This is a genomic window from Gemmata obscuriglobus (genome assembly GCF_008065095.1).
GTDB classification, from domain to species: Bacteria; Planctomycetota; Planctomycetia; order Gemmatales; family Gemmataceae; genus Gemmata; species Gemmata obscuriglobus.
Genome location: NZ_CP042911.1, coordinates 7,711,366 through 7,736,854 on the forward strand (window position 1 = coordinate 7,711,366; position 25,489 = coordinate 7,736,854).

General features: G+C 67.2%; 18 protein-coding genes and 1 pseudogene. 12 read left to right on the plus strand and 7 right to left on the minus strand.

Annotation, left to right across the window (positions count from 1 at the left end; genetic code table 11):
- The first annotated feature begins 17 nt into the window (after positions 1–17).
- From GobsT_RS31960 to GobsT_RS40125, 5 genes are all read left to right on the plus strand, one after another.
- On the plus strand, positions 18–1,277 hold the full coding sequence (locus GobsT_RS31960; RefSeq protein WP_010036907.1) for an RNA polymerase sigma factor: 1,260 nt from the start codon (positions 18–20) through the stop codon (positions 1,275–1,277).
- Positions 1,278–1,404: 127 nt separating this feature from the next.
- On the plus strand, positions 1,405–2,160 hold the full coding sequence (locus GobsT_RS31965) for a YciI family protein (protein ID WP_010036905.1): 756 nt from the start codon (positions 1,405–1,407) through the stop codon (positions 2,158–2,160).
- Between the two features lie 115 nt (positions 2,161–2,275).
- Positions 2,276–2,806 carry a hypothetical protein gene (locus GobsT_RS31970; RefSeq protein ID WP_010036903.1) on the plus strand — a complete coding sequence of 177 codons (531 nt, stop codon included), beginning with the start codon at positions 2,276–2,278 and terminating at the stop codon, positions 2,804–2,806.
- A gap of 273 nt (positions 2,807–3,079) precedes the next feature.
- A complete protein-coding gene (locus GobsT_RS31975; RefSeq protein WP_010036901.1) occupies positions 3,080–4,423 on the plus strand; it encodes a mandelate racemase/muconate lactonizing enzyme family protein in 1,344 nt (447 codons plus the stop codon).
- Positions 4,424–4,718: 295 nt separating this feature from the next.
- Positions 4,719–5,351: a hypothetical protein gene (locus GobsT_RS40125; protein WP_033197997.1), complete on the plus strand. Its 633-nt coding sequence runs from the start codon at positions 4,719–4,721 to the stop codon at positions 5,349–5,351.
- Positions 5,352–5,424: 73 nt separating this feature from the next.
- On the opposite strand, the gene GobsT_RS41295 is transcribed toward GobsT_RS40125, so the two are convergent.
- Positions 5,425–5,787, minus strand: coding sequence for a YceK/YidQ family lipoprotein (locus tag GobsT_RS41295; protein WP_010036894.1), 363 nt, complete (start codon positions 5,785–5,787; stop codon positions 5,425–5,427).
- Positions 5,788–5,960: 173 nt separating this feature from the next.
- Between GobsT_RS41295 and GobsT_RS31990 the strand changes: the two genes are divergently transcribed.
- Positions 5,961–6,326: a hypothetical protein gene (locus tag GobsT_RS31990; protein ID WP_148087947.1), complete on the plus strand. Its 366-nt coding sequence runs from the start codon at positions 5,961–5,963 to the stop codon at positions 6,324–6,326.
- 104 nt (positions 6,327–6,430) lie between these two features.
- Positions 6,431–7,063 (plus strand): 3-keto-disaccharide hydrolase, encoded by a 633-nt coding sequence (locus GobsT_RS31995; RefSeq protein WP_010036892.1) that lies wholly within the window; start codon positions 6,431–6,433, stop codon positions 7,061–7,063.
- A gap of 419 nt (positions 7,064–7,482) precedes the next feature.
- Here GobsT_RS31995 and GobsT_RS32000 read toward each other — a convergent pair whose 3' ends face one another.
- Entirely contained in the window at positions 7,483–8,289 is an 807-nt protein-coding gene (locus tag GobsT_RS32000) for an ABC transporter permease (protein WP_010036890.1), read from the minus strand.
- 40 nt (positions 8,290–8,329) lie between these two features.
- Positions 8,330–9,370 carry an ABC transporter ATP-binding protein gene (locus GobsT_RS32005; RefSeq protein ID WP_010036888.1) on the minus strand — a complete coding sequence of 347 codons (1,041 nt, stop codon included), beginning with the start codon at positions 9,368–9,370 and terminating at the stop codon, positions 8,330–8,332.
- Between the two features lie 293 nt (positions 9,371–9,663).
- Between GobsT_RS32005 and GobsT_RS32010 the strand changes: the two genes are divergently transcribed.
- On the plus strand, positions 9,664–12,051 hold the full coding sequence (locus GobsT_RS32010; RefSeq protein ID WP_029600753.1) for an FG-GAP repeat domain-containing protein: 2,388 nt from the start codon (positions 9,664–9,666) through the stop codon (positions 12,049–12,051).
- A 469-nt stretch (positions 12,052–12,520) separates the two neighbouring features.
- Positions 12,521–15,553, plus strand: a complete 3,033-nt coding sequence (locus tag GobsT_RS32015; protein WP_109570733.1) for a PQQ-dependent sugar dehydrogenase — start codon at positions 12,521–12,523, stop codon at positions 15,551–15,553.
- Between the two features lie 724 nt (positions 15,554–16,277).
- Here GobsT_RS32015 and GobsT_RS41435 read toward each other — a convergent pair.
- The gene (locus GobsT_RS41435) at positions 16,278–16,760 is read right to left on the minus strand and encodes a hypothetical protein (RefSeq protein WP_470303914.1); all 483 of its coding nucleotides are present in this window, start codon (positions 16,758–16,760) and stop codon (positions 16,278–16,280) included.
- An 86-nt stretch (positions 16,761–16,846) separates the two neighbouring features.
- Positions 16,847–17,557: pseudogene (locus tag GobsT_RS32020) on the minus strand (P-type ATPase actuator domain-containing protein); the annotation flags it as partial.
- 151 nt (positions 17,558–17,708) lie between these two features.
- Between GobsT_RS32020 and GobsT_RS32025 the strand changes: the two are divergent.
- A complete protein-coding gene (locus GobsT_RS32025) occupies positions 17,709–21,047 on the plus strand; it encodes a sigma-70 family RNA polymerase sigma factor (RefSeq protein ID WP_010036880.1) in 3,339 nt (1,112 codons plus the stop codon).
- Positions 21,048–21,170: 123 nt separating this feature from the next.
- On the opposite strand, the gene GobsT_RS32030 is transcribed toward GobsT_RS32025, so the two are convergent.
- A complete protein-coding gene (locus GobsT_RS32030; protein WP_010036878.1) occupies positions 21,171–21,440 on the minus strand; it encodes a 50S ribosomal protein L27 in 270 nt (89 codons plus the stop codon).
- 588 nt (positions 21,441–22,028) lie between these two features.
- Here GobsT_RS32030 and GobsT_RS32035 point away from each other — a divergent pair.
- On the plus strand, positions 22,029–22,871 hold the full coding sequence (locus GobsT_RS32035; RefSeq protein ID WP_010036875.1) for a prepilin-type N-terminal cleavage/methylation domain-containing protein: 843 nt from the start codon (positions 22,029–22,031) through the stop codon (positions 22,869–22,871).
- A gap of 303 nt (positions 22,872–23,174) precedes the next feature.
- On the opposite strand, the gene GobsT_RS32040 is transcribed toward GobsT_RS32035, so the two are convergent.
- Positions 23,175–23,603 (minus strand): TIGR03067 domain-containing protein, encoded by a 429-nt coding sequence (locus GobsT_RS32040; protein WP_010036872.1) that lies wholly within the window; start codon positions 23,601–23,603, stop codon positions 23,175–23,177.
- Positions 23,604–23,908: 305 nt separating this feature from the next.
- Between GobsT_RS32040 and GobsT_RS32045 the strand changes: the two genes are divergently transcribed.
- Positions 23,909–24,223 carry a hypothetical protein gene (locus tag GobsT_RS32045; protein ID WP_010036869.1) on the plus strand — a complete coding sequence of 105 codons (315 nt, stop codon included), beginning with the start codon at positions 23,909–23,911 and terminating at the stop codon, positions 24,221–24,223.
- Positions 24,224–25,489 lie beyond the last annotated feature (1,266 nt).

Below are 25,489 nucleotides of genomic sequence, written 5' to 3' on the forward strand. Positions count from 1 at the left end.
AGCCGAACCCTGACGTGATGGACCAACCAACCCCACCGACCGACGTCCGCACGCGGATCGACGCCATTTACCGCGCCGAGGGCCGGCGCGTGTTCGCCTCGCTGGTCCGACTGGTCCGGGACTTCGATCTGGCCGAAGAGGCGCTGCACGAAGCGTTCGCGGCGGCCGTCGAGAAGTGGGGCGCGGACGGAATGCCCGATAACCCGCGGGCGTGGCTCGTTTCGACCGGCCGGTTCAAGGTGATCGACGCGCTGCGCCGGCGCGGGCACCTCACCGCCCTTCACCCCGAGTTGACCCAGCGAGCGGCAGAAGTCGCCGCCGCCAACGCGGTTCGAGCCAGCGAGGACATCGAAGACGACCGGTTGCGGCTCGTGTTCGCCTGCTGTCACCCGGCCCTCGACCGGAGCGTTCAAGTGCCGCTCACGCTGCGCGAGGTGTGCGGGCTGACCACCGAGGAGATCGCCGCCGCGTTCCTGACCGCGCCCGCGACTATGGCGCAGCGGCTGGTGCGCGGCAAGGCCAAGATCCGCGACGCCGGCATCCCCATCACGGTCCCCGAAGCGGACCAACTCGCGGACCGCCTCGGCGCCATGTTGGCGGTCGTGTATCTGGTGTTCAACGAAGGGTACGCCGCCACATCCGGCGCCGCGCTCACCCGCCCGGACCTGTCCGGCGAGGCGGTTCGGCTCGGCCGGCTCGTCACCGAACTGCTCCCCGATCCCGAGGCCGTCGGCCTGCTCGCGCTCATGCTCCTTCAGGAGTCGCGCCGCCCTGCGCGGGCGACGCCGGAGGGGGATGTCGTTCTTCTGGCCGATCAGGACCGATCACTCTGGAACGCTGCCCTCATCGCCGAGGGGTTGGAGTTGGTCGGTCGGGCGCTGAACAGCGGCCGCGCCGGGCCGTACACGCTTCAGGCCGCGATCGCTGCGGCGCACGCCCGCGCGCGGACGCCCGAAGCGACCGACTGGAACCACATCACGCGGCTCTACGACGCCCTCCGTGCGGCCCACCCGTCGCCGGTGGTGGAACTGAACCGGGCCGTTGCGGTTGCGATGCGTGACGGCCCGGCGGCCGGGCTCGCGCTGATCGATGCCATCCTCGCACAGGGCGCACTCGGCACATACCACCTGGCCCATGCCGCCCGCGCAGACTTGCTCCGCCGGCTCGGCGACCGAGTCGCCGCGCGGGCCGCCTACGAGCGCGCCCTGGCGCTCGTGCGTCAGGAACCCGAGCGCCGGTTCCTGATGAGCCGGCTGGCGCAGCTCGAACGGTTCTGACGACCGCTCGCACAGCCCCGGGGCTCGGGCCGAACGGAATTTCTGCGTCACTGTCGATTCGGCCCCGGCCCACTCGACTACCGAACGACGAACGCGGACGAGCCGCTTTCGCTCACCGAGAACGCGAATGAAGTACATGCTGCTCGTGTACGGAGCCGAGGACGCCTGGACCGACGCCGAGCGGACGGCCTGCGTCAAAGCGTCACTCGTACTGTGTGACGAACTCGCCGCCCAAGGACGATATCTTGATGCCGCGCCGCTGCAACCGGCCGCGACGGCCGTTACGGTGCGGGTCCGCGGCGGCGACGTGCTCGTCACCGACGGCCCGTTCGCGGAAACCACCGAGCAACTCGGCGGCTACTTCGTGCTCGATCTTCCCGACCTGGATGAGGCGATTGCGGTCGCGTCCCGGTTACCCGGGATCGCCCGCAGCACGGTCGAAATACGCCCGTTGCTCGCGCTCGACGGGCTCCCGCCCTCACAACCGGCCGCGGCGGCGACCGGAACGGGACGCGCGCCGTTCATGCTGCTCAGCCACGACGACGAAGCCGCGTGGCGCGCGGCCGGTCCCGAAGCCATGACCGCCGCGATGAGTGAAGCGGCGGCGCTGTGCCGGGAACTGAGTGCCGCGGGCGCGTACCTGAGTGCGTCGCCGCTCCACCCGTCGGACACGGCGACGTGCGTGCGGGTGCGCGACGGCCGGCGCACCGTCACCGACGGCCCGTTCACCGAAGCGCGCGAGGTGCTCGGCGGATACTACCTGGTGCTGGCCGAATCCGCGTCGGATGCCGCGGCCATCGCCGCCCGGCACCCGGGCCTGCGTTTCGGGACGGTTGAAGTGCGCCCGGTGGTTGACCTGTCGAGTCTGCGAAACAGCATGTGAAAAAACACCCGGTGTCGATTCGGGGCGCCCCCGATCGACCACTGGAGTGATGCAGGAAAACGGTCCCGCCCGGCGCGGGGCCGCGGTTCGCCCCTCCCCCTCAGCGGAGTTCGGTATGTTGCAACGGATGTTGACCTGCGGTCTGCTGGTAATCGCCCTCGGCACCGGCGCCCGCGGCGCGGACGCGCCGGCCAAGGCCGCAACGACTCACCCCGGCCTGGAGAAGCTCAAGGCGCTGGCCGGCACCTGGGTCGAGGCCGACAAGGACGGCAAGCCGACGGACAAGGTGGTGTCGGTCATCAAGGTGACTGCCGGCGGCAGCGCGGTGCAGGAAACCACGTTCCCGGGTCAACCGCAGGAGATGGTGTCCGTGTACCACCTCGACGGCGGCGACCTGGTGATGACGCACTACTGCGTGCTCGGCAACCAGCCGCGGATGAAGGCCGACCCGAAGTCGCCGACCAACCAGATCAAGTTCAAGTTCGCCGGCGGTAGCAACCTGGACCCGGCCAAGGACATGCACATGCACGAAGCGACGCTCACCTTCGTGGACGCCGACCACGTGGAGCTCTCCGGCGTCGCCTGGGTGAACGGCAAGCCGGCCGAAGACCACTGCGGCTGCATGAAACTGGTGCGCAAGAAGTAAGCTCGCCCACCACAATCTGCTCTCCGTAAGTCGTCTCGCGTCCCCGGGCTCCCTCCCGGGGACGCGCTTTTCCCCCTCACCGGTCACGGTCCGATTATTCGTGTCTGCTTTGGTTGTTGTCTTCGTGGCACAGGCATGGATCTGGAGTTGTCACGGCGGTTGGGCGGCGCACGAGTTTCCGCTCAATGGTTTGTGCTGCCAACCCATTGAGCGGAGTTCGCCATGCGCCGTTTCCAATGTACCCCATACGCGGTGCGAAGCAGACGCACCTGAGTGGGTGCGCGCTCCGACGTGCTGCACTGGACCGGCGGTCCGTCGGTGCCCCGGGTAGCCGCCGTGGGCCGATCCCGGTTCGAGGCCGAGACCTCGTATCGGCAACGGGGCGTGTGCGTGTGCCTGGCCTGTACCACCCGCGACGACCCGGCGTACTGGTTGCTCAGCGCCCGCACAGACGGCGAGCGCGTTATGCGAATCGCGGGCGCGCTCACGCTCGCGCGTCCGGCTCGTAAAACGAGCCCCATGAAAATCACCCGCCTCTCCACTGACCGCCTGCGCGTTCCGTTCGGGAAACCGTCCCGGGTCTCGCTCACCGACCCGAAGCCGGCCGCGCCCGACGCGGTCGAACTCGTCCTCGTTCACCTCGAAACCGACGCCGGCGTCAGCGGGCTGGGGTTCACCTACCTGCTCGGCGCGGGTGCCGCGGCGCTGCGGTCGCTGATCGACACCGAACTGGCGCCGATCGTACTCAACGAGGACCCGCGCGACACGGACCGCCTCTTCGCCCGCGCCGAAGCGCGGTTCCGGGCCGCCGGGTTCGGCGGGCTCGCGGCGCGGGCGTACTCCGCGATCGACACCGCCCTCTGGGACGCGAAGGCCAAGGCCGCCAACGTTCCGCTGGCGAAACTGCTGGGCAACGCGAAGCCGGGGGCGGCGTTCGTGGTGTCCGACGCCGCAACGGTCGGGCGCGACCCGGCCGAGGCGCTGAAGGCGCTCAAGCCGCACCTGAAGCACGGCGCGATGGGCGTGCGCATCGAGATCGGCGGCGGCGACGTGCAGGCCGACGCCGAGCGGGTGCGCGAGATCCAGGGCGGCCTGGGCGAAAACGGCTGGGTTGCCGTGACCGCCGAGTGCCGGTTCGACCTGAGCACCGCGCTGGCGCTCACGCACTTCTTCGAGGACGTGGGCGTCGACGTGTTCGAGGACCCCATCCCGACCGCCGACGCGCCCGGCTACGAGAAGCTCGCCCGGATCGCGGAAGTGCCCATCGCGGTCGGCTCGACGTTCGACACCCGCGAGGCGTTCTTCCAGGTGATCCGCGCGGGCACCGTGCGGACCGTTCGCCCGGACGTGTGTCGGCTCGGCGGCATCACCCCGCTGCTGAAGGTGGCGGCGGTGGCGGAGGCGTACCACGTCGCGGTGTCGCCGGTGCGGATGACCGAGGTGGGCGTTCACCTGGCGTGCGGGCTGGCGTCGGTGCCGCACGTGGACTGCGTGTCGTGGTTCCGCGACGTGTTCACCGGCGGCCCCGGCTTCGAGGCCGGGAAGATGGTCCCGCACGCCGTCCCGGGCCTGGGGCTCACGCTCAACGAAGAGTCCGCGGCCAAATACCGCGCGTGACGCCTCCGGTACGGTGCCGGTCGGCCGTGTGGGTTTCGTGTATGAAGGCAGTTTTTGACAGGATCGACAGGATTTACCGGATAAAGACCGATCGAGTTGAAATCCTGTTTATCCTGTCGATCCTGTCAAAAATTGCCTTCCCATTCACCGCGATTGAGTGCCACATTGCCCTTGCCGGACTGGCCGAACACGAGCGGTTTCGCTAATTGCCCAATTCACCTCCGCCCGGCGCGGCCGGTCGCGCTTCACCCACCGCCTTCCGCCCGCCATACTGGACGCAACCCGAGGGCGGCCGATGACCGAAGCCGAATGGCTGGCGTGCACCGATCCGAAGCCGATGCTGGAGTTCCTACGAGGACAGGTGAGCGACCGGAAGTTGAGGCTCTTTGCCTGCGGATGTTGCCGTCGTTTACTGCATCTGATGCCTGATAAGAGAAGTCGAACCGCGCTGGAAGTCGCGGAACGGGTTGCCGATGGTTTGGTGTCGGGGCCGGCCGAACGAGAGGCGGCGTGGCAGGTTCGTCTCGGGCTACCCCATGACCACACCGGCTGGGCGTTGCAACCGGATGCTCTAGTTGCGGCAAGGAGTGGGGCGAAGCATTTGGCGGATGCGGTGCGGATGCAACAGAAGCCCCTCAGACGACACGAGGCATGGCTGAAGGAACTCGGTTCGCAAGCCCTCCTCATCCGCTGCGTCTTCGGCAACCCCTTCCGCCCCGTAACCGCCGAACCCGGTTGGCTCACGTCCGATGTCGTCGCCCTCGCCACCGGCATCTACGCCGAGCGTGCCTTCGACCGCCTGCCGATCCTGGCCGATGCCCTCCAGGACGCCGGGTGCAGCCGCGACGACGTGCTGAACCACCTCCGCGGCGACGGCCCGCATGTACTTGGCTGCTGGGCGCTGGATTTGGTGCTCGGGAAGTCGTAACGCTCAAACGGGTAGTGCCGAGAGTTGGAAATATACCCCCAACACCTGTCCTGGTAATTGATGAATTCGCCTCTCACTTGCTGCTGGCAGGGACGGGCGACTTGTCAGGCGGGGTGGGCTGATCTGGTGCAGGTCGGATGCTTGCGGACCGCCCCAACCAGAGGACGTAGGGAAGCGTTAGGGTATCCCCAACAGCAGATAAGGGCAGGTCAAGAACAAGGAGGCTGGCAACTCGGAAGCGGTCCCAAGCGGTTTCGTGGGGCGAAGGGCTGACCGCCAATCTCTTCACCTCACCCGCTTCGGCCCTCACCCCGCCGTAGACACGCTGCCCTCCCTCGCTCGGTATCCACCAGACGGTGTTGCAAAACGTGCCGCAACCGCTCGCCAGCGTCAGGAGGGGCAGCATGAGGAGAACAGCGACGAACCTTCGCATCATCTCGCTCTCCAGTCCTGCGGTCGTCAGGGGGCCATAACTGGCGGGCTTGTAGGATGCAAGGGAAGCTGTGCACCCGCGCGCTCCAGAGGAACCTGTTCCGGTAATCAGACAATTCACCCCTTGGTCCGGCACATTTCTTTTGCATATGGCAAATGCCGTTGAAGGAGTTCTGTATGAGACCGATACGTTTGCTCACTGTAGCCGTGATTGCTTCCGTCATGTTGGGTTGTGGTGAGCCGCAAAAATACACGGATGGAAAAGACACCGTGGACAGCTTCGGAGACGGAACATGGACGATTGCCAAAACTGGAGGAGGGCCGGATAATCCCCGGAAGCTGCACCTGTATAGCCGAGAGACGCAAGAACATCTTTCGGATGATCTGGCAAGCTGGAAGCGAAGCCATGATTGGGTTTACGCCCTCGACGCCAGCGGTGAATACATCATCCTGAACTACCGCACAAGCGAGAGCGGCAAGTACCGGCGTGTTGAGGATGCTCCTCCTGAACACCAACTGACGCTCCGAAGCCTTCGACGCTAGGAGAGCAAGGAAGACAAGATCGCACTACCAGTTTCGGTTCTTTTGGCACTTGGTGTAGAGTGCTGGTCTTGGCGCTCACGGACCATTCGCCAGCAGGAGATCACATGCGGCTCATCCTCTCCGCGCTGCTTCTTGCACTCTCGACCGCGGCCACTGCGGCCGAGAAGCCCGTTCCTCTCTTCAACGGCAAGGATCTCACCGGCTGGGAGGGCGACACCGAGAAGACCTGGAAGGTCGAGGACGGGGCCATCACGGCCGGGTCGCTCGACGCCGTCGTGCCGCGGAACGAGTTCCTTTGCACCACCAAGACCTACGAGGACTTCGAGCTCAAGGTGACGTTCAAGCTGACCGGCGACAAGGCGAAGGCGAACGCCGGCGTGCAGTTCCGCACGAAACGCATCCCGAAGCACCACGAGGTCATCGGCTACCAGGCGGATGTGGGGCAGGACTACTGGGGCGCCCTCTACGACGAGAGCCGCCGCAACAAGATCCTCGCCAAGCCCGCCAAGGACGTGATCGAAAAGCTGGTGAAGCACGACGACTGGAACGAGTACGTCGTCCGCTGTGAGGGGCCGCGGATCAAGCTGTGGCTGAACGGCACGCTCACCGTCGATTACACCGAGGAGGACACGAAGATCGAACGTTCGGGCGTGATCGCGTTACAGATCCACGGCGGCGCGAAAGCGAAGGTGTATTACAAGAACATCGCCATCGAAGAGCTGCCCGCGAAGAAGTGAAGTCACCGCGGGCGAGCTTTGCGGCGGCTCGTTCGGACCTGGGGTCAGAACGGGGGCGGAATGAATCCCGCCCTGGGTAACGGTCCGGCTGGTTGTGTCTGTTTTTGTGGCACAGACATTCCTGTCTGTGCGACCTTCTCGCGCCGCACAGACAGGAATGTCTGTGCCACAAAGACAAAACCAAAACGGATACCAACAGCCGGTTCGTGTATGAGTAACGGCGCGCCCCGGGGGGGGGGGCAGTAACACCATCGCTCGATGGACGAGCCAAGAAGATTTTTGACAGGATCAACAGGATAAACAGGATTTCAAATCGATCGGTCTTTATCCGGTAAATCCTGTCGATCCTGTCAAAATCACTCTTCGTAAACGTGAGGGCCGCACGTGGGGCCGGAGATCGGACACGACCGGGGTCGGCGTCACTGCCACCGGACCGTGAGCTTGCCCCCCTCGCGGGCCTTGCGCTCGATGTACCGGAGCCCGATCCGGGCCACGGAGATGAACACGCACGCCAGGACCGCCAGCACGCTCAGCTCCGCCCACACGTCGAACAGCCCCGGCGTGTGGAACAGCACCTGGCGCATCGCGTCCATGCCCAGCGTGAGCGGGATCAGGCTCGCGACCAGCGCGACCGCGCGGGGCAGCACGTTCACCGGGAAGTTGGTCCCGCTCATCAAGTAAATCGGCTCCTGCAACAGGCTGATGAGGTGCCACGCCTCCCGGCCCCACAGCAGGAACAGCGACGCGAACATCATCCCGAGCCCGTACAGCGCCGCCAGCGTTATCAGCAGCCCCGCGGCCAGCAGCCACCAGCTCGACGGCTGGAGCGGCACGTCGAAGAGCAGCACCCCGGCGGTGGTGATGGCCGCCGCCCGTATGGTGGTGGTAATCATCCCGCCGAGCGCCATGCCGGTGAGGATCGCAGTCATCGGGGCCGGCGACATGACGTACAGTTCGAGGTTCCCGGAGTCGCGCTCCCAGTAGAGTTGCGCCCCGAGCCCCCACAGCACGTTGAGCCAGAAGGTGGTCATGGCGGCGCCGAGGACCAAGACGCCGGTGTACTCCGGCGGCGCCTGCATCGCGCGGTACGCGTAGGCGAACGCGGACACCGCCAGCACCGGCAGTATCGTCTCCTGGATCATCCACGAGTTGTTGCGGAACAGCCACGCCACCCGGGGGTAGGTCCGGGCCTGCGCGGCTTGCAGAAACAGCTTGAGCGAGGCCATGCGGTGTGCTCGTGTACGGTGGCGGTGCCCAAACGCGGCGCTACGGCGCGCCCGGCGGGGCCGCGCCGTCGTTCAGCCCGTGGCCGACCAGCTCGATGAACACGTCTTCGAGCGTCGGCTCCACCTTCTTCATCGTCAGCACGCGGGCGCCGCCCGTCACCAGCGCCTGCACCACGGTCCCGATGACCGGCTCGTCGAGCAGCGACACCTTCAGCTCCACCGTGGTGGGGGTCGTGGTCGTGGTAAGCTGGTGGACCCCGGGCAGCGCGCCCGCCGCGGCCCAGCTCCCGGCGCCCGGGGCGAGGGAGATTTCGTAGAGCGGGTACTTCTGCACCTGCCGCTTCAGGTTCGCGGGGGTGTCGCAGGCGAGCACCTTCCCCTTATCGATGATCGCCAGCCGGTCGCACAGCTCGTCGGCCTCGGCCATGTAGTGCGTGGTGAGCAGCAGGGTCCGCTCCGGCCGCTCCTTCATCCAGTCGCGGACGAACGTGCGGATGGCCCGGGCGCTGGTCACGTCCAGCCCCAGCGTCGGCTCGTCGAGGAACAGGATCTTGGGGTCGGTGATGAACCCGCGACAAAAGTTCATCTTTTGTCGCTGACCGGTCGATAAGTGGCTAATACGGCTGCCGGCCTTGTCGGTCATGCCGACGATGCCGAGCATCCGGTCGATGCGCTCCTCGGCGACCTTCGTGGGGACGCCGTAGATGCGTGCGAACAGCCACAGGTTCTCCCGCACGTTGAGGATGCCGTACCCGCTGGACTCCCCGCCCGACACCATGTTGATCCGCGGCCGGAGCGCGTCGGCCTCGGCGACCACGTCGAGGCCGTCCACGCGGGCGGTCCCGGCGGTCGGCGCGAGCAGGGTGGTGAGGATCTTGATGAGCGTGGTTTTGCCCGCTCCGTTCGGGCCGAGCAGCCCGAACAGCTCGCCCGGGCGCACCTCGAGTGACACCCCGTCGAGCGCCACGAAGTCGGCCGGCGCGGCGGCGGCGGGGTCGGGTTTCGACCACCACCAGCGCCGCTTCCGGCTCTTGCGGTACGTGCGGGTCAGTCCTTCGGTGCGGATCGCCGGGGGTTCCATGCCCCCATTGTAGGCACGCACGTGCCGATCAGTGAGAGCCGGCAAAAGGCGGTGAGCCGTGCCGGATGTGTGAGCCGCGCCCGGTCCGCCGGGTTGCGCCCGAGGGCCAGCGAAGTGAAAGCGCCGCAGAGTGCAAGACGATCTTTTCAGCCCCCGTAGTCCGGCGCTAAACTGCTCCAACGCCCGGTGGCTCACGTGCAGACGAAACGGTCTTGACCGCAGCTCGTGGCGACGCTATGAGCCCGATCGTTCGGATTCCCCCGTCCCGAACCTCGCACAAATCAGGTGACCTGATGCTCCGACGCGCGCACTCGCCCGCGCTTCAGGTGGAACAGCTCGAGGACCGGTTCAACCCGGCCGGTTCCGTCATTCCCGCCGGTGAATTCAACTGGACCCAGTACAGCCCGACGGGCGAGCTGGGCCAGTTGCTGTGGAACGGCGGCAACCTGGTCTACCAGTCGCGCGTCGCCGGTGCGTGGAGCACGGAGACCGTGGCGGCGTCCGGGGTGTTCACCGCGGGCGAGTACAACAGCACCGACGCGGTGCAGAAGGCGTCGCAGACCGCGCAGCTCGTGTTCACCAGCGACGGGACCCCGCACGCGCTGTTCCTCGAAAAGGTGTGGGCCGGGAGCTCGTACCAGACGCTCATCCAGCACTACGCGCGCACGTCCGCCGGGTGGCAGCACGTCGAGACGATCACCCCGACCTGGCAGTCGTCGTGGGGGCCGAACAACCTGGTCGCGGAGGCCGGGGCGAACAACTCGATCCACCTGATCTTCACCGAAACCACGGCCGCCGCGACCGGCGTGGGGAACTTCGGCGCCGGCCAGTTGTGGTACTCCACCAACGCCAGCGGTTCGTGGGGGTTCGCCAAGGTCGCGGACACGGCGGACCTGGGCCAGGACGTGTGGTTCACCGGCGGCCGGTGGGCGCCGCGGTTCCTGTCGCTCGCGGTCGATTCGCTCAACTACGCGCACGTGACCTACACCCCGCAGTTCTACATCGCGGGCGCGTTCTCGACGGTCAACAGCACGCTGATGTACGCGACGAACCGCGGCGGCGCGTGGAACTCGCAGACCCTGATGGCGCCCGGCGACGGGACCGCCGACGCGGGGCTGGGGGCCAGCGTCGCGGTCGGCCCCGGGGACCAGATCGCGGTCGCGAGCTACTACGTGGACCGGTACAACACCGGCTCGCCGCAGACCTCGCAGCTCATGTACCACACGCTCACCGCGGGCGGGTGGACGCACAGCGTGGTGGCGAGCACCCCCGCGGGTTACGTCGCGGGCGACGGCGCCCGGTTCACCGGGTTCGCGCCGCAGCTCTACTTCGACGCCAGCGGCCAGGCCAACATCGTGTTCTCGGACGAGGCCGCCGAGCACCTGCCGGTCAGCTACGCGAACCAGTTCGCGGGCCAGATCCGGCTCGCCACCCTCGCGGGCGGGGCGTGGTCGACCCAGACCATCTACTCGCAGACGGACCCGATCCGCAACCAGCTCCTGTACCCGGTCGCGGCCACGTACAACGGGCAGACCACCTTCGCCGGGCTGGTGGCGACGAGCACCGTGGACGGGAACAAGAACCCGGTCCGCACCGACTACACGCCGGTCGACGTGAACGCGCCCTACGGGTCGGCGACGGCGCCAGTGTCCGCCACGCCGCCGGTCACCACCAAGCCCGGTTCCACCACGCCCGCCGCGGGCGCCGTGACCGGCGGGAGCGCCGCCGGCAGCGGCTGGGCGGTGGCCTCGGACAGCGGGGCTACGGCCTCGCGGGTGTACGTGTACCGGTCCGACGGCACCCTCTCCATGTCCGTCACCCCGTTCGGCGACGGGTACCGCGGCGGGGTCCGGGTCGCGCGGGGCGACGTCAACGGCGACGGCGTCATCGACCTGATTACGGTCAGCGGCGCCGGGATCGAGAGCCGGGTGCGGGTGTGGAGCGGGGTCAACGCGGCCATGATCGCGGACTTCGTCCCGTTCGCCGGGTACCAGGGCGGGCTGTGGGTGGCCGCCGGCGACATCAACGGCGACGGGGCGGCGGACATCGCGCTCGGCACCGACCTCGGCAACGTGCCGCACGTGAAGGTGTTCAACGGCCGCGGAGTGAACGAGATCGCCAGCTTCTACGCGTACTCCGTCGGGTTCCTCGGCGGCGTGCGGGTGGGCGTCGGCGACCTGAACCGCGACGGGTTCGCGGACCTCGTGACCGGGGCCGGGTACGGTGCCGGGCCGCACGTCCGGACGTTCGACGGCAAGGCGCTCGCGGGCGGCGCCGGACCCAAGCTGCTCGCCAACGACTTCTTCGCGTTCGCCCCGTCCATGACCGCCGGGCTGAACATCACGGTGGGCGACATCGACGGCGACGGCTACGCCGACATCGCCGCGTCGCCCGGCGCCGGCGCCGCACACCTGCGGGTGTTCAGCGGCCGGGGCCTGTCGAACGGCCAGGGGCCGGTGGAACTGCTCAGCACCATCGCCTGGGACGGCGCAACGGGCCTGCGTACCGCGGCGGCCGACGTTAACGGCGACGGCCGGATGGACCTGATCGCGGCCACCGCCGGCGCGAACAACGGCCGCATCGCCGTGTTCACCAACTCCAACCTGTTGCCGCCGAACCCGCTCGGCGTCCGCTGGATCGACACGGTCCCGGGCACCAGCACCGGCGTCTTCGTCGGCTAAAGGTTGTCGAACGAATCGATTTTTTTTTGCCGGCCGCGCTCACACGACGTTGTGTGGGCGCGGCTTTCTTTTGTATTTCGCTCGCCAGATGTGTGGTTCGTGTGGCGTTTGCTTCGTCCCGTATCCGGCCCCAGAGAGGCGGCAGGGCACGGGAATCACTTCGTGATCGTTACGGTGGGCGTGTGAAGAGCTGTCTTGACCACGTGACCACAATCTGAACTGCCCGGGGACGGCCCCGGGCCTCGGAGCGGCACACCGCACCGGCCGCGAGCGACTCCCCTGATCGCTCGCGGCCGGCACGGCGGCGCTCCGCTCGTGTGTTTGCGCCTTTTGCTCCCGACTTGTCAAAGACCGGTGGTTCCGTGACCGCTTCGCCCCGGCTCTCCCCAGAGCCAGGGCATTCCTTCCGCATCCACATCCGGTTACTATGTGCGAAGCTCAAAACTTACACGCTGGGTTCTGACACAGCATGTTTCGCTTTCGCACACCCCTTGCCCTCGCTACGCTCGCCCTTTTGCTCGCCGTCGCTGCGGTCGGGTCGCCCCGGTCGCCGGCCGACAAGCGACCCGAGCACCCGGTGCCCGAGCCGTACAAACAAGCCCCACCCCATTCGTTCGAGTGCCGGTGGGCGGACACTCCGATCGTTCTCGACGGGCTCGCGGACGAACCCGCGTGGGCGCTCGCACAACCGATATCTGCATTCCACGTGCCGTGGCTGGGCGACAAAGCCCGGATGTCCCGCACCGCGACCGCCGCGAAACTGCTCTGGGATCGCGAGTACATCTACTTCCACGCCGACATGGAGGACTCGGACCTCTTCGCCGACATCACCGAGCACGACGGCGGTTTGTGGAAGAACGACGTGTTCGAGCTGTTCTTGCGCCCGGATGCGGAGAAACTTGGGTACTACGAGTTCCAGGTCAACGCCGCCGGGGCACGGTTCGACGCGTTCTACCCGAAGTACGACCTGGACCGGCTCGGCGCGCACGCCAAGGCCGGGACGTTCGGCCTCGAAGCGAAGGTGAAGCTGCGCGGCACGCTCAACGCGCGCGACGACGCCGATAAAGGCTGGAGCGTGGAGGGGCGCATCCCGTGGGGGGACTTCCTGCGCACCGGCGGGCGCCCGGTCGCCGGCGAGAAGTGGAAGCTCAACCTGTGCCGGTTCGACTACAGCGCCGACTGGGCGGAGCCCGAGCTGTCGTGCGTGGCGCCCATCGCGAAGAAGAAGATCCCGCCGTTCTTCCACCAGAGCGACGACTACGCCACCCTCACCTTCGTCGGCCCCACGGCGGCCACCGCCAAGCCATACGGGATCGAGGCGCGCGAGCCGGTGGCGTCGAAGGTGGTCGGGTTCCCGGACCCGCCCCCGCCGTTCGTCGCGACCCGCATCCTCGGCAAATACCGCCCGGAATACCCGATCCGCGTGGAGCCGATCCCGGGCACGTCGGAAGCGCTCGTCATCACGCAGCCGCACGCCTACGGCCCGACGAAGGTGCTGCGCGTCCCGTTCGGCCCCGGCGCCACCGACAAGGACGCGGTGAAGCAACTCGACACGCCCAACGGGGGCACCGCCTACGACATCGCGTTTCACCCGAAGTTCGCCGAGAACCGGTACGTCTACATCGGCTGGAACGGCTCCCCCACGGGGCGGAAGAAGAAATCCAGCATCATCTCGCGCTACACGATGACCGCGAAGGCGCCCTACGAACTCGACCCGAAGAGCGAGCGGACCGTCATCGAGTGGGAGTCCGACGGGCACAACGGCGCCGCGGTGTGCTTCGGCCCGGACGGGATGATGTACGTCACGAGCGGCGACGGCACCGCGGACTCCGACGCGAACCTGACGGGGCAGCGCACCGACCTCTTGCTCGCGAAGGTGCTGCGCATCGACGTGGACCACCCGGCCGACGGGAAGATGTACGGCGTGCCGAAGGACAACCCCTACATCGGTCGCAAGGAGTTCGCGCCCGAGACGTGGGCCTACGGCCTCCGCAACCCGTGGCGCGTCACCTACGACGCCAAGCTGAACCAGCTCTGGGTGGGGCAGAACGGCCAGGACCTGTGGGAGCAGGCGTATCTGGTCAAGAAGGGCGAGAACTACGGGTGGAGCGTGACGGAGGGCTCGCACCCGTTCTACCCGAACCGCAAGGCGGGGCCGACGCCGATCACCAAGCCCACGGTGGAGCACCACCACTCCGAGGCGCGCTCGCTGACGGGCGGGGTAGTGTACCACGGGGACAAGTTGCCGGGGCTGAAGGGCGCCTACGTCTACGGCGACTACAGCACCGGCCACATCTGGGCCGTGAAGCACACGGGCGAGAAGATCGAGTGGCACAAGAAGATCGCGATCACCACGCTGAAGATCACGAACTTCGCGCTCGACCGCGACGGCGAACTGGTCATCTGCCACCACGCCCCCGCGGGCGAGGGCGGGTTCTACACGCTCACCCCGAACACCGCGAAGGCCGACACCGGGTTCCCCAAAAAGCTGAGCGAGAGCGGCCTCTTCGCCTCGGTCAAGGACCACACGATGGCCCCGGGCGTGGTGCCGTACTCGGTGAACGCGCCGTTCTGGTCCGACGGGCTGCACAAGGAGCGGTTCCTGGCGGTGCCCGCGGGGAAGGTCTCGTACAAGCGCGCCGGCGGCTGGGACTTCCCGGACGGGGCGGTGCTGGTGAAGAGCTTCGCGCTCGAAACCCGCGAAGGCGACCCGGCGAGCCGCACGTGGATCGAGACGCGGTTCATGACGCGCCAGGGCGGCGAGTGGTACGGCTACTCCTACGTCTGGAACGACGCCGGCACCGACGCGACCCTCGTGGACGCGGCCGGGCTGGACCGCGAGTTCACGGTCCGGACCGCCGCCGGCGCGGCGAAGCAGTCGTGGCACTACCCGAGCCGGGCCGAGTGCATGGTGTGCCACAGCCGCGCCGCGAACTACGTGCTGGGGCTGTGCGAGGTGCAGATGAACAAGGACCACACCTACCCGAACGGTCGCACCGACAACCAGCTCCGCGTGCTCGAGCACCTGGGGCTGCTCGACGTGGGGTGGGCCGGCGAGGCCAAGGACCCCAGCGCGCGGCAGCAGCCGGACCAGCGCGAGCCGAAGCCGACGGGGATGCTGCCCGCGCCGCCCGCGGGGCTGAAGCGGTTGGCCAACCCCTACGACAAGACGCAGCCGCTGGCGGAGCGGGCGAAGGCGTACCTGCACGTGAACTGCTCGAGCTGCCACGTGGAGGCGGGCGGCGGGAACGCGCAGATGGACCTCGGCTACGCGACCGCGTGGGACAAGATGCGGCTGATCGACGCGAAGCCGGTCCACCAGTCGTTCGGGCTGGCGGACGCGCGGCTCGTCGCCCCGGGCGCGCCCGAGCGGAGCGTGGTGCTGCACCGGATCGCCCAGCGCGGCCCGAACACCGGCCAGATGCCGCCGCTGTCCTCGGCCCGCGTGGACCGGGCCGGCGTCGAACTGCTGACCGAGTGGTGCAAGAGCTTGCGTAAGTAGGCACCGCGGGGGCGCAGTACTGGTTCGGTCGAACTGCCGGCGCGAGCCGGCGGTGTGAATTGAAGAGCCCAGCCGGCTCTCGCAGGTTAATAGGTCTCCGAGCACGGGAAGCGCTCTGAAATGCCGTGGTATCTCACCATACGCTCGGACCCCACATACTCCCGCAGCACACATACCGAGCCGCTGGTTGGCTACATACTCTCGTCACTCGAACTCGTGCAAACCGGACCGCAGGAGTTCCGTAACGCTCCAACCTCACCGTGGGTCGTCCTCGTCATGGCGACGGCTGACGAAACTGGCTGTTACGCGGTTAACACGCTTGCCCAACCGACCGCGAACGTAGTGGAACTGATCTGCGGAGATGGCGACGAGAGTTGGTACGAGTCGCTTGCCATCAAGGTCGCCTCATTCCTTAGTTGGGAAGCGGTCGACGAACACGAAGAGCGAGTCATCCGTTCCGCTGAGGAAACGTAGATTTGCTTCGCACCGCGTGCTGCTGAGCATCGCACACCAACCGGTTGTTGGCTTCCGTCTTTTTTTTGTCTTTGCAGCAAAGACATTCATACATGCACCACAAATAAAAGATCGCACAGGCATGAATTCCTGCGCCACAAGAAACAGACACAACCAGCCGGACCGTGAATCAGGATTTTGACACCGAGCGTTCTCCTACTTTTCAGCACCAACACACAACGTCCCCGCTTACCAGCGTGGATTGCTACCATCACGCCTGCGGCCGGGCGCCGGCAGTAATGGCGTCGAAATCGAAAGCTGGTATCGCGCGCCCCGTGCGGCGGGCGCCCGATGTTGGCGGGCGCGAGTTGCCTCGCGCGCGGTTCGTGCATTTTGAAGGCATGGCCGGCGAGTTGTCGTTCGAGAACCCCGAGCTCCTGTGGCTGGCGCCGCTCGCGCTGTTCGTCGCGTGGTGGTGGGGCCGGCGGTCGCGCCCCGCGCTGCGGTTCAGCGACGTGAGCCGCTTCGGCCCGCACCCCGGGCGGCGCGCTACCGTCTCGGCCGCGTCTTCCCGGATCGGGTCGGCGAACGAGAGGAACCCGGCCAGCGTTAGGCCGGCTTCGTCCGCGGCGGAGAGCCGGCCCTTCGGTTCGACGGTCCGCGTGGCGACCGCGAGGATGCGGTACCCGTCCGTGGCCCGGCCGCGGACGTGCTCCTCGATTCGGTCCCGGGTGACCGCGTCGGGGGGGCGAATTTCGGGTCCGTCTTCCCAGCTTTCGCAGCAGGCGAGGACGCTTTCGGGCGCCCCCTACAGTGATCAGCGCCGCCCCGGCCGGTCGCGGTCACCACCGCCGTCCCGGTCCCGCTCACGACCGAGGTGCCGAAGAACACGAGGTCGGTCCGGTCCAGCGCGGCCGGGCCGCTCGGGTCGGCGCCGGTGGCCCCCACCTCCTTCTCCGTTGGGAGCGACTCGCCCGTGAGCGCCGCCTGCTGGAGGTTGAGGTGGCGGGCCTCGACCAGCCGGGCGTCGGCCGGGACGAGGTCCCCGGCCCCGAGGCGGATGAGGTCCCCGGGGACCACGTCCCGGCGCGGGAGCTCCGCCCACGCCCCGGCCCGCTTCACCGTGGCCGTGACCGCGACCCGGTCCTGGAGCCGGCGGACCGCTTGATCGGACCGCAGGGTCTGGACGAACTGGATCGCCGCACTCACGGTGACCACGACGGCGATGACGGCGGCGGTCGCGAAATCCCCGGCCGCGGCCGCAACGGTTCCCGCGACCAGGAGGATCAGCGTCAGCGGGTTCAGCACCGTCGCCGCGAGCTGCCGCGGGCCGCCCGACCGGGCGGCCGGTGCGACCTCGTTCGGCCCGTGCGCGTCGAGCCGGGAGCGGGCTTCGGCGGTCGTGAGGCCGTCCGGCGGGGGCAGGTCCATGCCGAGACCTTTGGTCAGCAGTCGGTGCGCGAGCGCCACCCGGGCGGGGCGTTCGGCAGGAGGAAACGTCGAAGACTTCTTATAGCACTGCCACGGCGACTGGCACCCGGCCGGCCCCATCAATGCCCGTTGCAGCCGGAACCTCACGCACAAGGTTCGGGGCCGCGACGTGTCGCCCAGCTCGGCGCCAGCGCCCGGCGCTTTTTCGCGCGTCGGAGGGAGGGTCGGTGGGGTTATGTTGGCGGGAAGTTGACCCGCCACGAGGTCCGCAATGACTGCTCCGCTGGTTCTGCTCCATCGCCTTCCGGGTGCGGCCGCGCCGGTGCCCGACGGGGAGCTGCTGCGCCGGTACGCCGAATCGCGCGACGAGGCCGCGTTCGCCGAGCTGGTGCGGCGCAACGGCCCGCTGGTGCTGCGCGCGTGCCGCAACGTGCTCCACAACCCGGCCGACGCCGACGACGCGTTCCAGTCCACGTTCATCCGACTCGCCCGGCACGCCACCGGGCGGACCCGTGCCGCGTCCGTGGCCGGGTGGCTGCACACGGTGGCGGTGCGGTCCGCGGGAAAGATCCGGCGCAGCGCCGCCCGGCGCCAGAAGCGCGAGAGCGCGAACCGCGAGCGGCCCGCCCCTTCACCGGCCGATGACACGCTGTGGGCGGAGTTGCGGGAGCGGATCGACGCGGAGCTGGCCCGGCTCCCGGAGGTGTACCGGTTGCCGCTGCTGTTGTGCTACGTGCAGGGCCTCAGCTACGCGGACGCGGCCCGTCGCCTCGGGTGCTCGCCGGGCGCGCTGCGGGGGCGGCTGGAGCGGGGCCGCGAGCAGTTACGGGGGCGGCTCGGGCGGTGGGGACTGCCGGCGGTGCTGGTCGTGGTGGGTGGGACGGCGCCGGTTGTCAGCGCGGGGCTGCGCGAGTCCACGCTGGCGGCGGTGCGCGGTGCCACCAGCGTTGTGGGCGGGTGGGCGAAATGGACCGCCGCGTTCGTGCTCGTTGCGGCGGCGGTTGCCGGCGCCGGGCTGGCTGGGTTCCACGCGTCCGGCGCGCCGCCCGAACCGCCTGCAACCGCATCGAAAGCGACCCAGACCGAGCGATCCGAGAAGGGCGAGCCGGTCGCGAAGAGCGACGCAGCCGGGGACCCGCTCCCGGTTGGGGCGCTGGCCCGGATGGGGTCGTCGCGGTTCCACCACGGGTCGAACATTCACCGGCTAACGGTGTCACGGGACGGTAAGTGGGCCGTCTCCTACGGTTCGCACACCGGCTACCGGGTGTGGGAGCTGGCCACCGGACGCGAGCAGGTTCCGAAGGGCATGCCGGCTAACGCTCGGTTCACCGGATCGATGGGAGGGATGAGCGCGGCGGTCCAGTGGGAGGCCGCGGTCGCGCCGTTCGGCGACCGGGTGGTCGCGGTCGTCCCGGACCGAGAGAAGCCGCTCACCCGGGTGCTCGATGTGGTGACCGGAGAGGAGGTCGCCCGCGTCCCCGCGTCCCTTGCGCACGTCCTCACCCGCCCTCTCGTTACGTCGGACCGCGAACCGGAACTTTCGGTGAACGGCAAATGGATGTTGTGGACGCACACGACTTCCGACAACAACGCCGCCAAGAAGACGGTGTACGCCGCCGACCTCACCGCGAAGGAGCCCCGGCCGGTTGTGTTCGCCGAGGTGGGCGACGGCCCCCTGTTCGGACTGACCCCGGCGGCCAACGGCCGAGCGGTGCTGATGCACTTCCAGAGCACTTACGAAGTGTGGGATATGGAGAAACGGGCCGCGACACTGAAAGTGCCCGTCGAGGGGGGCGGCAACCTTCTCGGGCACGCGTTACTATCGCCAGACGGTCAGACGCTTGCCGTGGTGCAGCCCGGAGCGGCCACGTTTCAGCTCTGGGATGTGGCTACCAAGAAGCAACTGCCGGCCCCGGCCGAGCCGTTCCGGGATCGTGTCGACGTGAGGGACTTCTCCCCTGACGGCAAACTGGTGCTGGGGTCGAACCCGGACGGTGCGCTGCGGATGTGGGAGGTGGCCACCGGCAAGAAGGTGCGGGACTACGGCGGCCTCGCGCACGGGGCCTGGGCCGCCGCGTTCGCACCGGACGGCAAGCGGATCGTGACCGCCCGGCTCGACGACGTGAACGTTATTGATGTGGCAACCGGGAAGCCGGTCCACGACTTCGGCGGGCACACGTCCTCGCTCCACGAGGTGCTTTTTATCGCGGACGGCCGGTTGCTCACCAGCGCCGGGTCGGCGCTGCTCTGGGACCCGCGCATCGGGCGCAAACTCGGGGTGTTCCGGGAACACGGCGGGCTTGGCGGCTTGTCCGTTTCTCGGGCAGGGGCGCTGATCGCCACCACCGGCGGTGACCAGAAGGCACGGCTGTGGTCCGCAACCACGCTCACCGAACTGCGAGCCATCGACCTGAAGGGGCTCACCGGGCACTCGACCGATTTCTCCCCGGACGGCAAGGAACTGATCGTCGGCGGGAACGAGCCCGGTATCCGGGTGTTCGACACGGCCACCGGTCAGCCGGTCCGGGTGGTCGCTGCGGGCGAGGTCGCGAACTGGGTACGGTTCACGCCGGACGGCCAGTGGGTGGTGTTCCGCCAGTGGAGCGACAAGACCAAGGTGCGCGTGTGGGACCGGGCGGCGGATAAAGAGGTGCTCACGTTCGACGCCGGGGGAGGGTTCATTTACACACTGGACCTTTCGCCCGACGGTCGGCTGCTGGCGGCCGGTGGTAAGGACGGGCACGCCCGGGTGTTTGATCTGAGGAACGGAAAACAGGTGGGCGAGTTCGACACGAACCTTCGCCCCGCTCCATCAGAACACAACGCGAACAGCGTGTACGCGGTCGCGTTCTCGCCCGACGGTCGGTTGCTGGCGGTTGGCGGTGCGGACGGAGTCGTCCGGATGCAGGAGTTGGCGACGGGTGGCGAGCGGCTCCGGTTCTCGGGTCACCGTGGCGCCGTGCTGGAACTGGCGTTCTCTCCGGACGGTGCGCTGCTGGTGTCCGGGAGCGGGGACAGATCGGCGGTGACGTGGGACGCGACCGGGGCGGGGCTGCCGATCGACCCGAAGCACCAGCCGAAGGACGCGGCCGACGCGTGGGCACGGCTGTCGGACCGGGACGCGGCGGTCGGGTTCGGGGCGGTGCGCTACCTGGCATCCCGTCCGGTGGACGCGGTGGCGCTCGCGAAGGGCGTGCGCCCCGTGCCGCCGGCGGACCCGAAGGTGGTCGCGGGTCTGGTAGGGAAGCTGGGGAGCGAGGACTTCGTGACGCGCGAGCAGTCGGAGAAGGAACTGGTGGCGCTGGGCGAGGGTGCGGCGGACGGGCTCCGGGCGGCGCTGGCGCAGGCGACGGACGCCGAGTCGCGTCAGCGGCTGACGAAGCTGCTGGCGCCGCTGGGCGGTCCGGTTCGCACGGGTGATCGGCTGCGTGCGCTGCGGGCCGTGGAGGTGCTGGAGCGCGTGGGCACGGCGGAGGCCCGGGAGGCACTACGGGTGTGGTCGGGCGGAGCGCGTGGTGCGGAACTGACCGAGGCGGCGCGAGCGGCGGTGGCGCGGCTCGATGCGCGGAGCGCTGCGCCCAAGGGATTCAAGGAACTGCCGAAGCGGTGAGATCGGATCGTCACGCGGCAGATCGGTGCCCCGGACGATCTCTGCCTGAAGTTGCTCGACGCGTTACATAAAGAAGCCGCGCGGCCGTGAGCCGCGCGGCTTCGGGTGAATCCGTTCGCCAACTCAGCAGATGGCGGTCGAGGTCGGGTCGTTCGGCTGCACGTTGATCCGGCGGCCGCCCTGGTCGAAGTACACTTTGCCTTCCACCAGCGAGAAGATGCTGCAGTCCTTCGCGATCCGCACGAAACGGCCCGGGTGGAACTTCGTGCCGCACTGCGTCACGATGATGCTCCCCACCGTCACGGCCTGTCCGCCGTAGGCCTTCAGCCCGCGGCGCTTCGACAGCGAGTCGCGACCGTTACGAACCGAACCCTGACCCTTCTTGTGTGCCATGACCTTATCCTCCCCGGAACCTGATTTCTACGCAGGATAGAGTATTGTAGCGGTTATGCGAGGGTGGGCAAGGCGCGGTTTCGGGTGCGGGTGCAAACCCGATTTTCTGCGGGGGCGTTACCGTTCTTCTGGCAAAACCACCTGGGAACTGGCGCTTGCCGGCCTCATTTACCCCCAGAGAACACCCTCGACGGGCGGCGCGGGGGCAAGGTAAAAGGGGCTATAAGTCTCAAAAGGCACCACTGAAAAGCGTTGAGCGTACTCGAAACGTCTCAGCCAGTGTCGACGGTGACCAAAGAACCCAATTCTGCCACAAGGAACGCAAAGCTGGAACCGTGACGGGATTGCATCGGGGGGGCCGCACTCTCCATCGCCGAAGGACCCGTGTTCGACAACGCGCCGAACATTGCACAAGTCGTCGCTACCGCCGGGCCGCTCGACGCAACCAGTGTTCCCGTGTCGTTCAACGGTTGCACGGTTCCGTGATTTCTGTTTAGCTCGTCCTGTGGACCTTCACAGCATGTGAGGTTCTGCCGGACGAGTGAACCGTCTGTGGACGCGCGGGCCGGATCGAAGAGGAGGTCGACAATGGATCGCCGTCGGAGCGGGTTTTCTCTCATCGAAGTCCTCGTCGCGGTGGCGATCCTCGCCGTCCTCGTCGGGTTACTCCTTCCCGCGATTCAACGGGTTCGGGCTGCTGGCGCCCGAACCGAGGAGTTGAATAAGATCCGCCAAATCGGCCTCGCGGCACACGCCTTCGCCGCGGACCATCAGGGGAAACTGCCCAACGTCGATTACGTTGAGCCGTCGCTCGGTTTGTCGCTGTTCGATTCGCTCGGAAATTACCTGGAGATTTCGACGAGCACGAGCGAGAGCTACAACCACCCGCGGTTCCTCCAAAGTCGCTACGACCCGACCTTCGCGACACCGGTTCCCGAAACGAGTCACGCGGACTGCAGTTATGTCTCCAACGCCGTCGTGTTTCGCGCCGGAGCGTCGCTCGATACGACCTTCGCGGACGGCACGTCCTCAACCATCGCCTTCTCTCAGCACTACGCCAAGTGCGGCCCGGCCGCGTGCTCTTGGTCGCTGCTCGGCCCGTCGTGCTTCGAGTATGGCACCAACCGACGGATTCCTTGCGACCCTCCTCACACCCGCCGCGCCACCTTCGCCGATGATGGTTACAACGATGTCCTGCCGCTGACCCGGGGGGCACCGCCTGCCAGTACCGGTACGACGCCGGGGGTGACGTTCCAGATCCGGCCTTTGCCAACGGAGTGTAATTTTCGCGTGCTCCAATCGTTTTTCACGGATGGTCTTCTCGTCGCTCTCGGCGACGGAAGCGGGCGCCTGATTCGACCATCCATTGATCCCACGGTCTTTTGGGGTGCGGTAACGCCGGCAGGAGGAGAAATCATCGCCGATTGGTAGAGCCCTTCTGAGGCTCGTGTGGCAAGAGGCACCTGTGAGGCCGCACGGGGCGGTGATGCCCTGAGTCGTTGCACGGCGAGATAGGCCAACCGGTCGATGAGTGATCCGATGTCACCAGTGAGCCCGGCGGCCATCGCCGAGGTTCGGATTTGGTATCGGCGCGTCCCCGCACTTGATGTGCTGGTGAGCACGAGCCAACAGAAGAAACTGTAGCTGGAATCGCTGAACGTGGTCGAGGCTCGGTGTGTGTTCGAGTCGTCGCGCCAGTGGTGCGTGTAAGGCAAACGGGACGCCACCCGAAACTCACCGCGGGGGCTTCACCCGCTCGAACACGAACAGGATCGCCCCCGATTTCGGCCCCGCCGCGAACTCCGCCGGCCGCTTGTTATCGCCGCGAAAACAAATCACCAACTTGTCCGCGCCGTCGAACTTGTAAATGCCTTCGATCTTGTCGCCGTTCCTGTCCGTCAGGTCGAGCGCTGCGGGCTTTTGGGCGGGGGCGAGCTTCAGTGTTGCCGCGTCGTCTTTGTTGTATTGTGGGATCAGCTTGTCACCAGTGAACGTCCACGCGCGGTTTTTCAGTTTGTCCGCCGGAACCGTCTCCCCGTCTTTCGTTACGGCCACCATTTGCCACTCGCCCTGGAACCGTAACAGCTCCTTTTCCGCGCCTTCGTCGGCACGGACTTGCCCCGGAGTGAGCAACAGAACCCCCAAGAAGCCGAGAACGCGCATCGGTGAGCCTCCGGAACTGCGGTCGAAGAGCTTCTTACCGCCGCAGACGGACCGTGGGCAAGATGGCCACGCGAGCGGTACGATGTCGCAATCGCTGGCCGGCGTCCGGTTTCACACCGCCAGCTCGCGCGAACTCACGGGTGCGAATGGCTTTTTGTACGCAGGATTACGACCAGTGTAATGAGAGAAGAGGCTGATGTGGGGAGTTTGGGTAATATGCGATGGCGGGTGAAACAGGCGCGACGGTTGCACATTGCCGGAGCAGCGCGGCCACGTCGGCCGCTCGACTCTCTGAGGTGCTTTTGATGCGCGCTCTCGCACTGTTCGCCCTGACCCTGGCGTCGGTTGTCTCTCTCACCGCCGACGCGTCGGCCTGTGGCAAGCGCAAGAAAAAAGCTGCGGCCATGGTGACCTACGCCGCACCGGCGTGTGACCCGTGTGGCGGGGCTCCCAGCTACTACCCCGGTCAGCCGGGCCACTACGGCCAGCCGAGCTACTACCCCGGCCAACCGGGCTACTACCACGGCTCGCAATACGGCCACCCGGGCGCGTACGGGGTTCCGGCCGGCCCGACCATCATGCCGGGCGCGGTCGTTCCGGGCGCCATGCCGCCCAAGTGATACCGAATGCGATTGAAGAGTGACGTTCTTCTGTAGCCCGTCTCTGTGAGGCCGGCTACAGAATGCGGCGTGGATAACGCTGCACGGATCTTGTTCGCTAGCTCAAGCAAAACGGTGATTGTCGCCGAGCCGATCAAAACCACTGAAAGGCTGATGGAAAAGCCGCCGCAGTGCGGCCTTATTGCGGCACAAAGGGGGCCACTACAGACCGTCAAACGCGCAAGATCGGGGGCAAACTCGTCGGCTCGCATGTACTCCTTCCCGTCACCTACGCTTCTGATCCCAAACATCGCTGGGAATCAGGTGGAAGAACCATCCAGACTCCCCAACGTGGTTGGCGCGAAGCTTTAGCCACAGATTACCGGCTGCGGACGGCGGCACCTTAAACGCTAGCGTGTCCGTCACCCCCGGCCCGCCGGGCTTCAACGATGGTTGCCCTCTCAGTTGGCCACCGAGTCGGTATCCGTCAGGCACCACAGCAGATGCAATCTTGTCGTTGTTTGCGGCCGTTAGCTCGACCGCGTCATTGAACGTACCTTGCCACCGCGACACGGAGGCCCGGCCTCCCGGGAGGCAGCGAGTTTCCACCCAAATTATCAGCATCGGCTCGGGGGCGAGTTCGTCGCTCTCGCGATCCCTCGTGAGGATCGGGCGCATCACTACTGCTCCGACGACACGCGTTTCGATGTTGCCGCGTCGGTCCCACTTTGACACGAAGCCTTCGGGCGGGCGGTTGAGTGGGAGCAGCCTTGGGAGCGGAGCAATTTCCTTCGCGAGTAGGGGGGGCGCCTCTACCGCTGACTTCGCCGGCTCGGGCTCTGCTCTCCGGGTCGGGGCGATGTCGATGGGCGGTTTGCTAGCCGGTCGCGGCGGTAATGGACCGTCCTCCGGAAAGTCATCTAAAACCGGTTCCGTTCTGGGCGGTTCGGCCGGGCGTTTACGATCGATTGCCGGGGCCTTTGTGATCTCTGGTTCTTCCCGGTTTTGTGCACCCTCCTTCGGGCGGAGCGTGCCACCCAGCACACAGGAGAGCAGCATTACTGCCCCAATCGAACCGACGATTACCACTGCTATAGCGCCTTCAGAACCCCGACTGGTGGCGCTACCGCCTCGGTTGAACGACGGCAAAAATCTGACGACCTCGACATTCGTACTTGCGCACTCGGGGCACCGCCGTGACACGTTCTTGCCACGGGGATACCACCGATAGCCGCAGCTAGCGCAACGGTTCTTTGGGCGCATCGGCATTGGGCGACACCTCACTGG